General features: G+C 42.8%; 15 protein-coding genes. 10 read left to right on the top strand and 5 right to left on the bottom strand.

Features of this window, described 5'->3' with window-relative positions; genetic code table 11:
- Positions 1–35 precede the first annotated feature (35 nt).
- From IEV27_RS14170 to IEV27_RS14145, 6 genes are all read left to right on the top strand, one after another.
- Positions 36–665, top strand: a complete 630-nt coding sequence (locus IEV27_RS14170) for a hypothetical protein (protein ID WP_188378143.1) — start codon at positions 36–38, stop codon at positions 663–665.
- A gap of 19 nt (positions 666–684) precedes the next feature.
- A complete protein-coding gene (locus IEV27_RS14165) occupies positions 685–1,470 on the top strand; it encodes an FxLYD domain-containing protein (RefSeq protein WP_188378142.1) in 786 nt (261 codons plus the stop codon).
- Between the two features lie 189 nt (positions 1,471–1,659).
- Positions 1,660–2,031, top strand: coding sequence for a hypothetical protein (locus IEV27_RS14160; RefSeq protein WP_188378141.1), 372 nt, complete (start codon positions 1,660–1,662; stop codon positions 2,029–2,031).
- A 58-nt stretch (positions 2,032–2,089) separates the two neighbouring features.
- Positions 2,090–2,413: a nucleoside triphosphate pyrophosphohydrolase gene (locus tag IEV27_RS14155; RefSeq protein ID WP_188378140.1), complete on the top strand. Its 324-nt coding sequence runs from the start codon at positions 2,090–2,092 to the stop codon at positions 2,411–2,413.
- Between the two features lie 22 nt (positions 2,414–2,435).
- On the top strand, positions 2,436–3,425 hold the full coding sequence (locus IEV27_RS14150) for an HNH endonuclease domain-containing protein (protein WP_188378139.1): 990 nt from the start codon (positions 2,436–2,438) through the stop codon (positions 3,423–3,425).
- 165 nt (positions 3,426–3,590) lie between these two features.
- On the top strand, positions 3,591–4,409 hold the full coding sequence (locus IEV27_RS14145) for a carbonic anhydrase (protein ID WP_188378138.1): 819 nt from the start codon (positions 3,591–3,593) through the stop codon (positions 4,407–4,409).
- Between the two features lie 63 nt (positions 4,410–4,472).
- On the opposite strand, the gene IEV27_RS14140 is transcribed toward IEV27_RS14145, so the two are convergent.
- Complete coding sequence (locus IEV27_RS14140; protein WP_188378137.1) at positions 4,473–5,006, bottom strand: hypothetical protein; 534 nt, start codon at positions 5,004–5,006, stop codon at positions 4,473–4,475.
- Between the two features lie 217 nt (positions 5,007–5,223).
- Here IEV27_RS14140 and IEV27_RS14135 point away from each other — a divergent pair, with 217 nt between their 5' ends.
- From IEV27_RS14135 to IEV27_RS14120, 4 genes are all read left to right on the top strand, one after another.
- Positions 5,224–5,403, top strand: coding sequence for a CsbD family protein (locus tag IEV27_RS14135; protein WP_188378136.1), 180 nt, complete (start codon positions 5,224–5,226; stop codon positions 5,401–5,403).
- A gap of 297 nt (positions 5,404–5,700) precedes the next feature.
- Positions 5,701–6,960 (top strand): ammonium transporter, encoded by a 1,260-nt coding sequence (locus IEV27_RS14130; RefSeq protein ID WP_188378135.1) that lies wholly within the window; start codon positions 5,701–5,703, stop codon positions 6,958–6,960.
- A gap of 23 nt (positions 6,961–6,983) precedes the next feature.
- Positions 6,984–7,946: a DUF294 nucleotidyltransferase-like domain-containing protein gene (locus IEV27_RS14125; RefSeq protein ID WP_188378134.1), complete on the top strand. Its 963-nt coding sequence runs from the start codon at positions 6,984–6,986 to the stop codon at positions 7,944–7,946.
- The gene (locus IEV27_RS14120) at positions 7,943–8,659 is read left to right on the top strand and encodes an exonuclease domain-containing protein (protein ID WP_188378133.1); all 717 of its coding nucleotides are present in this window, start codon (positions 7,943–7,945) and stop codon (positions 8,657–8,659) included. The genes IEV27_RS14125 and IEV27_RS14120 overlap by 4 nt, the downstream gene beginning before the upstream one ends.
- Positions 8,660–9,138: 479 nt before the next feature.
- Here IEV27_RS14120 and IEV27_RS14115 read toward each other — a convergent pair whose 3' ends face one another.
- From IEV27_RS14115 to IEV27_RS14100, 4 genes are all read right to left on the bottom strand, one after another.
- Positions 9,139–10,638, bottom strand: a complete 1,500-nt coding sequence (locus tag IEV27_RS14115; RefSeq protein ID WP_188378132.1) for a sodium:solute symporter family protein — start codon at positions 10,636–10,638, stop codon at positions 9,139–9,141.
- A gap of 92 nt (positions 10,639–10,730) precedes the next feature.
- Positions 10,731–11,156, bottom strand: a complete 426-nt coding sequence (locus tag IEV27_RS14110; RefSeq protein WP_188378131.1) for a Zn-ribbon domain-containing OB-fold protein — start codon at positions 11,154–11,156, stop codon at positions 10,731–10,733.
- Positions 11,153–12,316: a thiolase family protein gene (locus tag IEV27_RS14105; protein WP_188378130.1), complete on the bottom strand. Its 1,164-nt coding sequence runs from the start codon at positions 12,314–12,316 to the stop codon at positions 11,153–11,155. The genes IEV27_RS14110 and IEV27_RS14105 overlap by 4 nt, the downstream gene beginning before the upstream one ends.
- Complete coding sequence (locus IEV27_RS14100) at positions 12,316–14,259, bottom strand: acetoacetate--CoA ligase (RefSeq protein WP_188378129.1); 1,944 nt, start codon at positions 14,257–14,259, stop codon at positions 12,316–12,318. The genes IEV27_RS14105 and IEV27_RS14100 overlap by 1 nt, the downstream gene beginning before the upstream one ends.
- Between the last annotated feature and the right edge of the window lie 9 nt (positions 14,260–14,268).

Genomic DNA, 14,268 nt, shown 5'->3' with positions numbered 1-14,268 from the left:
TCTATAGATAACAAGAAATCAAGGGGGAGTAAACGATGCGAATCAGTAATTCATCGCTAATTACAAAGAAAGGAGGAAAGTCATCATTTATTAAATTGGCAGGAGTTTTACTATTATCATTAGTAGTAATCGCAGGATGCGGAGGAGATGATTCAGAAACTCAAGGAGCAGAGAACTCCGAGGAGAAACAAGAAGAACCACAGAATCCGGTGGATGAATCAAAAGTCGAAACATCTGAGCAGTATCTTCAGTATTTTTACAAGGAAGACGGGGAAGAAGCGGCTGACGCTGAAGAGAAAGAAAGTTTCATTGAAGAGCATGTGCATGAAGATATGAAAGACTTTATGTCATTTCTAATGCTGGCCGGAGATGAAGAATCTGACCAAGTCAAGAGTATGGAAGCAGCTCAACAGGTTTCGATTGAAGAAGAAGGAGAAACCATGGAAGTCGTACAAGTGAAAGTAACAAACACTGAGGATGAAAAACAAAATGTTTACGTCCTATATGTTGAAGATAAAATCATGATGTTTCCGTTGAATGCGGAAGAGATCAGGAAGTACGACTCTTCAGAAGACACGGAGGAAGAACAACTATTTAACGAAGAAGATATGGAAGAAATGAAAGACTTGATCGATCAGATTGAATCTGAATTTGAATTTGAATAATTATTAGGGGGAGTTATATATGAATAAATTTGCAAAAGCGTTAGGAATTACTGTACTGGCAGCGAGTGTTTTGGGGGCTTGTAGTTCAGAAGAGAGTACGATGAGTAGTGGAGATGAACAAGAAGAACAGCAAGACGGTCAAGAAGAAGCAGAGGCAGCAGAGAAAGAGGATGAGGAAGAAGAAAAGGCGGAAGCAGTTGTTGAAGTTAAATCAGAAACATTTGGTTCTTGGGAAGATAGCATTGATAACGTGTATGCAAGTTATTCGGCAGAAGTTACGAATACAGGAGATCAACCTGCTTCCGTTGGAGATATCCAAGTAAACTTTGAAGGGGAAGACGGCTCAATTCTTGGTACAGCATCAATGTTATTAGCTGTTCCGGAAGTAATTATGCCTGGGGAGACAGCATATATTGGGGAGTCCACGATCATTGAAAGTGTTTCATCAGCTGACGAAATTGCAAACGCCAATGCCAATATCGATTTTAGTTCTACAGAGGAAGAACCAATGATGCTTGACACAGAGAACGTCAATTTCAGTGAAGGGAAAGATGAATACTCAAGTCCTTATCAAGTTACTGGAACGGTAATTAACCAAAATGAGGAGAAGGCAGATGATATTCGTTTAGCTGCTGGTCTGTATGACGAAGGTGGGGAGTTTCTAGGAACGTTGAATGGTTCTATTGAGGTGAGTTTGAATCAAGATGGCAAGGCAGGGTTTGAATTGGAGTATCCCGAGCTTCCTGAAGATGTTAAAGGTAAAGTGGCTGAAGTAAAGGTTAAGGCGTATAATTGGTCGTTTTAATTTTAGTAAGTGATACTCTTAAATTTAAGAAAGACAGCAGCGTGAAGTTTCGCTGCTGTCTTTCTGAATATAAAGCTTCCTCAAAAAAAAATGAGTATAAAAAAGTGACAACATTTTCATAAACTGGTTTGATTTTATGAGTTCTTTATAAAGTTATATCTATTAAATATTACACACTGGGTGGTCCAAATGATAAAACAAAATAGTGCTCATTCGGTCGAGTTCCAACTTATCGATAGAAAAAAGAATGAAGTGGCTAGATGGTCAGACGAAAAGTATCAATGCCTCATTTATCACGATTCTTCAGGATCAAGCCAATTAAAGTTTGAAGTGTATTATAAGCGAACCAATCAACTTACAAAAGTAGTATTAGGTGAGGTCAAATATACTCGATGTAATAACTATGCCATAAAAAGGTTGGAAGAGTTATTAGAATACATGAAAATTGGCCAAATAAAAGCGCAGAACTATTTAACAGAAGATGATACTATAAAGGTGAAAGGACTTTTATTTTTGGATCAGCTCAAGCTAAATAAAAAAGAGTTCTCAGATGTTAAGTAAATATATTATGGTGAAGTTAAAACGCTTAAAATATAGAAAATAAGCAGGAGGACTATGTATGCCGGTTTATAATAAGCTTGTCCGAGACAGAATTCCTGAAATTATCGAAAAAACCGGAAAAATCTATGAAACTCTCATACTAGATGAAGAGGAATACATAAAGTCACTTGAAACAAAACTCCAAGAAGAACTTCAAGAATATTTAACCTCAAAGAATGATCAACAAGCTACAGAGGAATTATCAGATCTATTAGAATTAATACTTGTGCTATCGCAAATACATGGGAGCTCTATTGAGGAAGTAGAAGAAATTCGTAAACAGAAAGCTGACGAGCGAGGCTCATTTAAAGAAAAAATATTCTTAATAAGTGTCGAAGACTGAGTGGTGCTATTGGAGTGATTAGATGAGTCACAAATTAAGAGTTGGAGAGTTAAAAGCTCTCTACTTAACTGAGGAAGAAGTCTGGCGTATCTTTACTATTGTGTTGACCACAAAATCAAAAAAGTCCGCGACGTATAAGTTTGGGTTGTTAAAAGCCATGATCGAAAATCTTTATCAAGTAAATGAAGATGCTGAAGTAACCTACGATCAACTAGCTTATTCTTTTACGAAAATATATTGGAACCTGGTAATCCACCACGAACTCGAGCAGGGAACAAGAGGGTCTGCCGTTGTAACTAAGTTAATAGAGATTAAGCAATCTTATAATATTCCTAAAGAAATGACTTTTGATAAATTAGACGCTACGATTCAACTGGCGGCAACCAAACGTGTGAAAGCTGTAATGAAGACAAATGTGTTTGGCGCTCTGTATGGAGATACACAAGGATCATTTTATGCTTTTGACCATAAAACGGAACAATTTAAGTTTCATAAGGTTGTATTGACTTTCATGAGAAAATATCAACGGTTGTTAATAGATTTAGTAAATTATCATATGGCAAAAATGATTGAGCAATTAAATGACGTACCTCATATTAATTACTTACTTGATAAAGTTGAAAGTATTGCAAAACGATCGACGTTGAAGCCATTTGAGAAAGTGTTAGTGCAGTATTTTGAACAAAAATGTTTTTATTGTGGAAGAGAACTTCACAAAAGCACGATTCAAACCCATGTGGATCACTTTATACCCTGGTCATTTGTACAGTCCGACCAACTCTGGAATCTAGTATTAACCTGCAGCAAATGTAATATTTCTAAGAATGATAAGCTGGCTGTTCGTAGTTTTCTTGATGAGATGGTTAATCGAAATGAACGTATGGTAAATCTTTCAGGGCTTATTGCTAACAAAAATGAGTTGGCAACTTATAACAAAGAAAAAATAATTCATTTGTACGATTATTCAATTCAGAACGGCTATGAAAATATTTGGGTTCCGAGTTACAGATGAGTAAACGAGAAAAAGACAGAATCACTCTAGGTGGTTCTGTCTTTTTTGTTTAAAAGAATTATCAAAAACTTTTAGTAGTAAAGCCTAGATTCGCTCTAGAGTAATAAGGGGAATTGGCTATTTATGCATAATAAGACTATTTTTAAAAAGGAGAGAAAACACAACATGCCAGCAAAATTACTTGCTTATCCAGTTTTCGCAGCACTAATAGGTTTTACAATAGGAGGCTGTCAGGAACAAACGAGGGAAACAGGAGCCCCTGAAGAAGAGCAGAACGACAGTGAAAGAAACGAAGAGGCGGTGGAATGGTCTTATGAAGGGGGAACTGGTCCTGATCATTGGGGTGAATTGGATGATGCCTATGCAGCATGTGCTAATGGAAAAGAGCAATCGCCTGTGAATATAGACTCCGCTCAAGTGGAGGAAGATGAAGAAAAGTATGACGTAGAAGTTAATTATCAGTCCTCGTCTTTTTCTTTAGCGAACAACGGCCATAGTATTCAGGCAAACTCGGCAGCTTCTGAGAATCATCTAGTTATTAATGATGAGGAATATGAGCTCGCGCAATTCCATTTCCATCAACCTAGTGAACACTTGGTTAATGAACAACGCTATGAAATGGAACTTCATCTTGTCCATGAAACGGAAAATGGAGATGCTGCTGTGTTAGGAGTGATGATTGAAGAGGGGGAAGAAAATAATACACTATCTGACTTATGGGACCAATTGCCTTCGGAAGAAACGGAGGAGGATGTGAACATAGAGGAGCCGGTGGATCTGCAAGCACTTCTACCAGAGGATCAAACAACCTTTCAATATGAAGGTTCCCTTACTACACCCCCTTGTACAGAAGAAGTGAAATGGATGCTTTTTGAAGAACCTATTGAAATGTCAGAAGATCAAATTCAAGATTTCAAAAAGATCTATCATGAGAACCATCGACCTGAGCAGTCTTTAGAAGATCGTGAAATTATAAAAAATTAATTTTAAAATAAGCCTTCCCTAGTCGCAGAAGGCTTATTTTTGTCAGCTTTTAACTCTGATTTTTTACCAGTAATAACGGAATACAGGATGAAAGTGGTATGGTGGTCCCGCATAAGGATGGTGTCCGAACGTACGAGTTTGCCCTTGGCCTTCTCCGAATCCCGGGAACCCCGGCATACCTCCTTGCCCGTTGCCTTGGCCGGGTAAGCCCGGCATTCCGCCCTGTCCATTGCCATTGCCCTGCCCGGGAAATCCTGGCATGCCGCCATTCCCATTTCCGCTCCCCTGACCCGGGAATGGTAGATCGGGCAGCCCTTCCAGGTCAGGCATACCTCCCTGCCCGTTTTGCCCATTTCCGTTGCCGCCATTACCGCCATTTCCATTGCCGCCGTTTCCATCTTCCTCTTCCTGTGGCGCTCCTGGTTGTCCGGCTCCTTGTGGAATGGGAAAGCATACGACTGCAACTTCTTCATCATCTGATGTAGTAATCGTGCCTTCCATCCCTCCTTCGAATTCGTACTGATCCTCTGGAATACATATATAGCCTTCCTGCTGACGGGGGTACCGATAAGGGTGGTAAGGATTGTAATAATACATGAATCATTCGCCTCCTTGATATACACCCTCATCCTATTCATTTATATTATTTTGGGCACAAACATCCACAAATTAGTTTATCTGCCTATATAGTATTTCAGGTCAGACGAATGATTGGTGCACTGGTGGAATAAAATTGCTGATTTGCAGAGCATGTTTTAGCTGTAGTCTCTCGGGTATATACACACCAACACATTTACTTGGAGGGTGAGTATCTATGGCAGATCAAAACGGCATGAGCGATAAAGTGAAAGGAAACGTTAATAAAGCAAAGGGAGAAGTTAAGGATCAAGTGGGAAATGCGAAAAATGATCCAAAAATGCAATCAAAAGGAAAGAAAGATCGAGCCAAAGGGTCAACTCAAAAAGGAATTGGGAATGCAAAGAAGAATCTTTAAGTATTAGTCCTCCTTCACTGAAGTACAGTCGAGGGGGTATTTTCAATTTACGTAAAATAAGATCAATCTCTGTTAAGAGTCTGTCTGAAATGGCAGGCTCTTTATTTTTAGTCATTTTAAAGACTAAGCCTTTCGCTTGTTGGTTCATTCATGAACAATGGAAAGGCTTTTTGTTTTGCTTAAAAACGCATTCATTATAAAAATTTTCAAAAAATTATTGTGTTCACCTTCAGCTTTTGATAGTATGATTAATAACATACAATGTTAGAAAATATGACATGAAGGAGAAGGACTTAAATGGATGCAACTTTTTTGATGAATAACTTATGGATTATCGTGTGTACGGTTCTTGTTTTGTTGATGCAGGGTGGATTTATTTTGCTTGAAGCTGGATCGACGAGAATGAAGAACGCGGGACACATTGCAGGTAAGACAGTATTTACAGTTGGTATTGTTTCACTTGTGTTCTGGGCAGTAGGTTATGGAATTATTTATGGTGAAGGAAATGCAATTATTGGTTTTTCTGATTTCTTTTATGGAGATGCATCGACGATGGGGGAAGGGCTGGCTGGCTCTGTTGATTTCATGTTCCAGCTTGCGTTTGCTGCGATTGCGATGACGATTGCGTTTGGCGGATTTGCTGAACGTGCGAAGTTAATTGCTTATGTGATCTTTGCGGTTCTGTTTTCGATTGTGATTTATCCAGTTATAGCACACTGGATTTGGGGTGCTGGCTGGCTAGCTGACCATGGGAAACAGGACTTTGCGGGATCTACGGTGGTGCACTTAACAGGTGCAATGGCTGCTCTTGCAGCGACAATGATTTTAAAACCGCGTATTGGGAAGTACAATAAAGATGGGTCTTCCAATGAAATTGCGGGTCACAACCAGGTGTTTACGGCTTTAGGGGTCCTGCTTTTATGGGTCGGCTGGTTTGGTTTTAACGCAGGAAGTACATTTGGTGTAGAAAATGCGTTCTTTGGTTATGTAGCGCTGAATACACAGCTTGCTGCTGGTGCTGGTGCGATTGGTGCGATGCTGATGGTATGGGCAGTCACTGGTAAAGCGGATGTGCCGACGACGTTAAATGGGGCGCTGGCTGGTCTCGTTGCGATTACGGCATCCTGTGCATTCGTTGAGCCCTGGGCAGCTGTACTTATTGGTTTAATTGGTGGAGCGTTCGTATTCTTCAGTATGAAATTCTTTGATAAGAAGAAAATTGATGATCCGATCTTTGCACTTTCTGTTCACGGTACGGTTGGTGTATGGGGAACGTTGTCTAATGGATTATTTGCTACACCAGAATTAGCAACTGTTGGTCGTCCGGGATTGTTTTACGGCGGCGGTTTTGAACAGCTTGGTGTTCAGTTGATGGGGGTTGTGGCATGTGGTCTTTACGCCTTTATCGTTTCCTGGATCATTTTGAAGGTGATGGAAAAAGCTATGGGAAGCCTGCGTGTTACGGAAGAAGAGGAAATTATGGGTCTTGATATCAGTGAGCACGGAGGGTATGGTTACCCAGAGAACTTTACTTCAACTACCAAATCTGGAGCGTAAACACGCTAAAGGAATGGTTTCTAATGTTTCAAACCTATGAAGAAATTAAGCGATGGCGGCATGATACGATGCCTTCCGTTGCAGATGATCATTTTCAATTAAATGCTTTTCACGATCAGGTGATGTATCAAACGGTCGGGATTGCTAAGACAAAAGTAGAAAGTGAGCAGGGGACAACGCCTGCTCCTTTTGCGTTTTTTTTAATGGGGAGTGCTGGACGGTTTGAACAATCGGTGTGGAGTGATCAGGATCATGGGATTGTTTTTGATGGGGTTGATCAAAAGTACTTTTTAAAACTCGGTGAAGAAATTAGTCATGGCCTGGCGATCGTCGGCTATGAGTTGTGTGAAGGCAAAGTTATGGCTTCAAACTCATTGTGGTGCCAGTCGGTTGATTCGTTTAAGGAACAAATTGTGGGCTGGCTGGAGGAAGCCAGTTGGCAGTCGTTGCGTAATTTTTCGATCCTTTTTGACTCTCGGGTCTTGAATGGTGATGAAGAGCTGCTGCTTCAGTTGAAACGTGAAGCTTTTTCTGTGTTAGAGAAAGAACCGCACTTGTATGCTCGTCTAATGGAGAACTTCGAGTTTATTAAAAAAGGTGTCGGCGTTTTCGGGCAGCTGCTTCCTGAACAACGGCAAGGAATGAAGGGTGAGATCCATCTAAAGGAAACAGCCTATTTTCCATATGTCAATGCGATACGCATCTTAGCTTTACGTAACGGCGTAAGCGCTGCACCTACGTTAGAAAGGCTCGTATCGCTGGCCGATACGCATCCTTTTGTTAATGAATACGAACAGGATTTCCGTAAACTGCTTGATTTTCGTCTGCGTTTTAGAAAAGAAGCAACGAACTACGAGAAGGTTCACTTGCTCCCGATTGCACAATTATCAAAACAGGATAAGCAGGCACTTAAATACTTGATTAAACGAGGGAATCAGCTTTTTTCTAAAGCGAAATCTGTCCTTAAAGAAGAGGGAGCGTTATGAATCCATTTATCCAATTTGTAAAGGATTTATCTGATCGGCTTGGCAGTGGATTTTCCTCTTTAAATCAGAATGACCCATCTAAAGTAGCTTACATGCGTAACCTGGAGCGGGAAATGAAAAATAGGGATGTGCTTGATATCCCTTTTGACGAATTAAACGTGGTTGTCTTTGATTTAGAAACGACAGGTTTCTATCCGTATAAGGGAGATCAAATTTTATCAATAGGCGCCGTAAAGGTGCAAGGATTGAACATTCTTGAACAAGAAACGTTCTACTCACTCGTATATAGCGATACGGCCCCATCAAAAGAAATTGAGGATTTAACCGGGATTACTCAGGAAATGCTTTCTGAGGCTGACCCTCTTCGCGATGTACTTAAAGATTTTTATTCCTTCATTAAAAGCGATGTATTGGTCGCCCACCATGCGAATCATGAGAAGCAATTCATGAATCATGCCACATGGCTGGCGTTAAGGAAAAACTTTCAGCATCGGATCGTAGATACCATGTTTTTAACTAAAATCGCACATCAGGACTTAGTAAGTCTTGATGAATGCTGTGCGCATTACGATATCTCGATTGAACAGCGTCACCATGCGTTAGACGATGCGAAAGCGACCGCCAAGCTGTGGGTCGAAAGTATTCAGGAAATTAAGAAACTGAACTATACGACTTTACAGGATGTCTATACGTATCTTGCGACTTCTGGGTAGACGTGCAAGGTTCGAGGAAAGTCGATAATAAATGATTTCCCGGGAAATATTAATCTATTTCTCGACAATAAAACCGCCTTCCTATAGAGGAAAGGCGATTTTATCCAGGATGTTGAAAAAGCTTAGACAGAGAAATAATAGGGTGGGATCCTTCCATTTTGTCTGCAGAAAAGCAACCAGAAAAAGTTACGCTTTCCGTCTTGCCCCGCGGAAAGCGTAACTTTTTCTGGTGATCTATTATCGGAAAAGGGTTTTAGGGAACGGCGAGACTCCTATGGGAGATACGAATAAGGTGTGACCCCGGAGGGCTTAAAGCCCGAGGAGGCACACCATTCGCCCATGGAAAAGGAGTCGTTTCCTAGAACCCTTTACTCTATCAAACGATAGAAACCTTCCCCTGCATAAAAATTAAAGAAAATCAAGGTTTCTCTACAAGCTGAATAAAACTGCCTTCCTATAAAGGGAAGGCAGTTTTATCGTTAGCTTGATTTCTTTAATACTAGATCTTGCTGTGTGGTATGGGATGTTACTAGACTTACAATCCCCATCACTGCAAAAGCAGTGGCTGAACTGATGAACATCGCAATGAAAATGTTGCCGATCAGTTCCTGCGTAGTAAAGAGGACATATAATGATGCGCCTGTAATAAGGGACGCAATAGCGCCATAGTTATTTGCTTTGTTCCAGAAGTACCCGAGCGTAATAGGAGCGATAATTCCCGAAATAATCGCGGAATAGCTGAACTGGATCAGGAAGGCCAGGGAGTCTGGACGTTCTAACGAGAGATAAAGAGACAGCAGGCCGACTCCGATAAGGGACCACTTCGCTACTTTTAATGATTGGTTTTCTAAGTCTTTTTCGCTTATCTTTTTCGATGCAAAGAAAGGGGCGACGACGCGATACAGGTCATTTCCAATGCTTGTTGTTACTCCGAGGTACAAGCTGTCTGTACTCGATAGGATGGCTGAAATAATACCGACGATCATAATGGCAGCAATAATACTTGGGAATGCTTCAATGACATACATTGGAATCGCGGAGTCTGCACTTTGCAAACTTGGGAATAGCACGCGTGCTGCGAGTCCGCCCAGCACCATTAACGTAGAAATGATGCAAAGCACTAGCCCTGCTGATAGTGTAAACGGTGCTAGATCCTCTTCATTTTCAAGAGAAAGTACTTTGTTCATCAAGTGTGGCATTAAGATGAAACTGAATAGCATAAATTGTACGGCCATGATTGCTAAAGCACTGTTATATGGGCCTCCGTTTGCGACTGCTGCAGTTAAATTAGGGTCGATTGCATGTAAGCGATCAGTTAATACACCGAATACATTTAACCCACCACCAACGGTCCACAAGAAAGATACGACAATTAAGATAGAGGTAATCGCCATGAGAATACCTTGGATTCCGTCGGTAATCATTTGAGCAAAAGCACCGCCAAGACCGATATAAACAATCGTAATGGCAACGCCTATGATAATACCCCATAAATAAGGGATGCCGATGACGGTTTCAAAAATAGTGGCTAGTCCGACATTTTGACCGACAATATAATACACGTTGAATAAAATTAATAATGATACCAGTACTTGCAGAGCTTTTGAGTTGTATCGCTTACCGAGCCACTCAGGAAGGGTGGAGACACGGCCGAACTTTTTCCCGTATCGCCAGAAGGTCTTAGCGAAAAGCAGCAGGCCGACCCAGGAAACACCGAAACAACCAAGTGTGTACCAAAGGACGGCTGTTCCATACTCATACGCTAAACCTGGAACGCCGATAAATAAGTTCGCACTGGCGTAAGATGTGGCAAAACTCGCGCCGACAAGCCACGGACTGACTTTCCCGCGTGCCGTGGCAAATCCTGCCATCGACTGACTGTGGGCGCGTCCTTTTTTACCTACCCACGTTACAGCGCCAAAGTACGCGGCCAGTAAAATAATAACGGTCCATAATAAGACACTAGATTCCGTAAGCATTTATTGTCCTCCTTTCTTTCCTGCATAAAAAGATTTCCATAAGAGCAGTCCGCCTGCCCAGAATAAAGCGATACATAAGAAATAGGTGAGTATCATGTTGTTTCCTCCTCTTTTTGTTTGAAAAATGGCAGTGGGTGGGGGCCAATTTCTTGAATGTCCATCTCCACGTCCATATTGTGAGTTAGCTCTTCCTCATTTAGAAGCAGGTGGGTCAGCAAAGAAGGTCCTTCTATCAGCTCTACGATCCCAACAACGTATGGGGTGCGTTCCTGCCAGGCCGGATGTCCTGCCCGGTGAATGACACTCCATGTTTTCAACTTTCCGCAGCCAGTCGCTTCTTTCCACGTGAGTGAATGGTGAAAGCAGTGGGGGCAGTGTTCGCGGGGATAGAAAATCCATTCCTTACATGAATCGCACTTCTGAAGAACTAGTTTACCTTCCTTAATGCCGTCCCAGAATGGCTGGCTTACTGGAGTAATGGTTGGTGCTGGCAGGGATATATTCGGCTGTTGGCTCATAGTTCTCCTCCTAACACAAGTGCATTTGTTTCACTAAGGGTGGCTCCGTTCCCAGTAACGAGCGCGTACTTGGCGTTTGGAATTTGTCGTTCTTCTGCTTCGCCGCGCAGTTGGCGGACCGCTTCTACGACGTGTGACATTCCGCCTGCTAGGTCTGCTTGTCCGAATCCTAATTGCCCGCCGTGCGTATTTAAAGGATAATCACCGTCTGGACCGAATGTGTGGTTCCTGACAAATGCTCCGAATTGTCCTGGCTCACATAATCCTGCACTTTCGAGCTGAACAGCTACTACGCTCGTATAGCAGTCATATAAGGAGAAAAGGTCGATGTCTTCGATGGTTTTTCCTGCCTGTTCGAGTGCTTTTGGGATACAGTAGGTGAATGGGAGCTTGTCGATCGCTGGAGCCTGACTTACGGCTCGGTGAGTAATTTTTTCACCTGCTCCTTTTAAAAGTACCGGCTTATGCTGGTCAATACGTGCTGCTTTTTCTTCTGATGTAACGATAACAGCAGCACCGCCCGCTACAGGCATAACGATTTCTAACAGGTGGAGCGGATCTGAAATAAGTGGGGAAGCGAGAATGTCTTCCACCTCCGCTGGTTTGCCGTGAAAAATCGCGTCTGGATTTTGCTGGGCATTTTTTCTGGCCCAATAAGCGATATGTGCGAAGTCTTCCTGTGAGGAACCGTATTCCTCCATGTGCTGTCGTTTCAAGAGCGCGTAGGACGTATTGGCACCCGATGCGCCGTATGGAACATCAAATTCGCGTATCGGGTTGCGATTCGGCGATCTTAACGTTTCGCCTTTTTCATTCTTATTCGCGAGTACACAGACGACGGTTTCACACATGCCGGCTTCAATAGCAGCGGCAGCCCGCCAAATCATTCCTGGACCGGACGCGCCGCCAAGATCGACCGTATTGGACATCGTGGGATCGATTCCTAAATACTCTGATACCGTAGCCGGGACGTGCTGTGGTGTTTCTCCGACCTGCGGGCCGACAAGAAGGCCGTCGACCTCGTGTTTAGAAATACCTGCATCTTGAATCGCCAGACGGACCGACTCTGCGATTAAGCTCAATGTTGTTTTTCCTGTTGAATAGCGTTCGGGCTTTAATTCACCGATGCCAATGATGGCTCCTTTAGGTCTACGAGTCATTACAAGTACTCCTTTTCTGTCAGCTGACGGAAAGACTGAAGGCTTGAAGGATTTCTTAAAGACGCTTCATTTTTGACAAAGTCTCCTAAAGCAGCTGTCTTAGCAGCTCCTTCCACTTTCTTTCCGTTGATTGTATGAGGGATTTCATCTACTTGATAAATGCGTTTCGGGACGTGCCGTGGAGAAGCTTGGGAACGGATTTGCCGGCGAATGTTCTTCGCTAGTTCTTCGTTAAAATGCTTCGTCACGACACAAAGTACGATTTCCTCATCATGATCTTTCGGTAAACCGAATACGACCGAGTCCTCAACTTCCTGAACATGTTCCACGACGCGGTAGATTTCTGCTGTGCCGATTCGGACACCTCCAGGATTCAAAGTCGTATCCGCACGGCCATAAATGATAAAAGCTTCCTCAATCGTCTGTTCTGCTAAGTCTCCGTGGGTCCAAATGCCAGGACGTTTTGAGAAATAACTGTTGCGATACCGTTCATCTCCGCCTTCTCCTAAAAAGGTGATCGGCATACTCGGAAATGGCTGCGTACAAACTAAGTCCGCTTTTTCTTTGTAAACCGAAGCGCCTCGTTCATCTAACACGTCGACAGCCATACCCAGTGCTTTACAGGCAATCTCTCCGCGTTTGACAGGGTGGACCGGCGATCCCATAACAAAGCAGCCAATGATTTCAGTTCCTCCTGAGATTGAAGCGAGGAGAAGGTCTTCTTTTAACGTTTCATATACCCAGTCATACTGCTCGGGAGCGAGAGGGGCGCCGCAAGACAGGATGCTCTTTAAGGTAGTAAGCGAATGGGTGTTTTTTAATTGAACGTCTGCTTTAGCCAGTGTTTCTAAATACTTTGGACTTGTACCAAAATGAGTAACGCCTACTTCATCTGCGACATCCCAAAGGTGAGGGAGGTTGTCTGATTGGACAGGTGATCCATCATATAAAAGTAAAGCGGCTTCGCTCGCTAATCCGGAAACTAACCATGGATACATCATCCACGCTGTATTGGTGTACCAGAATAAAACGTCGTCTTGCTGTACGTCACAATGGAGTTGATGTTCTTTCACATGCTGCAAAAGCGTCCCTCCGACAGAGTGAACAATGGCTTTAGGCAATCCCGTTGTTCCAGAGGTATAAAGGATATATAGTGGGTCGTTAAACGCTGTTTGCGTAAAGTCGGGTACATCAGCGTCATTGGCGCAGAGTTCTTCCCACGTTTGAGTTTTAATTCCTGGAAGATCGGCTTCTCCGTTTAACGTAATCACAGCAGATAGACCTTCGAGGTTTTCTGTCGTTTCTTGAATTTTTTTTTCAATGTGAAACGGCTTTTCTTTGTATTGGTAAGCCAGTGTGGCAATCAACACCTTAGGTCTTACTTGTCCGATCCGGTCAACGATGCCTTTTGTACCAAAATCAGGGGAACAGGAGGTCCAAATCGCTCCTAAAGATGCCGTCGCGATTAAGGCGACCAGTCCCTGAATATTGTTCGTCGTAATGCCGGCGACGCAGTCGCCTTTTTGGACGCCTAAGTCTTTTAATCCCTGCTGGGCTTTAGCGACCTCCATTTTCAATTCTCTTAACGTAATGCTGTGGTGGACGCCTGTTTCACTGGCTTCATACGCAGCAATGCGATCAAGGGAGCCTCTTAGTAGATTCTCTGCAAAGTTTAATCGTGCATTTGGAAACCATTCGGCATCTGGCATGGAAAAAGAGGGCACATACGCCTGGTCCCCTTTGTCACCAATGACTCCTGCATAGTCCCAAACGCTGGACCAGAAATCTCCCAAATGAGAAGTAGACCAGAGATGGAGGCGTTCGTATGGAAAAAGCGGCTGATCAGTGAAATCAGCAAAAGCTTTGATGTGAGAGTTTTCAATGCGTTCCTTTGAAGGCTCCCATAAAAAGGAGGAACGCTTCGGTGTAGTCAATATCGTCATGAATGATTA

The sequence above is a fragment of the Halobacillus andaensis genome (genome assembly GCF_014636475.1).
Taxonomy (GTDB): domain Bacteria; phylum Bacillota; class Bacilli; order Bacillales; family Halobacillaceae; genus Halobacillus_A; species Halobacillus_A andaensis.
Note: the sequence above shows the minus strand (reverse complement) of the source record. Positions and strands in the feature narration are given on the sequence as shown.